Raw genomic sequence first — 259 nt, 5'->3', positions numbered from 1 at the left:
CATAAGAGTAAGCCCCGGCTAACTACGTGCCAGCAGCCGCGGTAATACGTAGGGGGCGAGCGTTGTCCGGAATTACTGGGCGTAAAGGGCGTGTAGGCGGTTTTTTAAGTTAGGAGTGAAAACCCAGAGCTCAACTCTGGGATAGCTTCTAAAACTGGGAGACTTGAGTGCAGGAGAGGAAAGTAGTATTCCTGGTGTAGCGGTGAAATGCGTAGATATCAGGAGGAATACTCGTGGCGAAGGCGGCTTTCTGGCCTGT

At 52.1% G+C, this 259-nt stretch carries 1 rRNA gene; it reads left to right on the top strand.

Annotated features, from left to right (window positions below):
• Window positions 1-259: ribosomal RNA gene (locus tag V6C27_14915) — 16S ribosomal RNA — on the top strand; the annotation flags it as partial.

This window comes from Peptococcaceae bacterium 1198_IL3148 (genome assembly GCA_036763105.1).
Taxonomy (GTDB): domain Bacteria; phylum Bacillota; class Desulfotomaculia; order Desulfotomaculales; family Desulfohalotomaculaceae; genus JBAIYS01.
The sequence above is the reverse complement of the archived record's forward strand: the minus strand, read 5'-3'. Positions and strand labels throughout refer to the sequence as shown.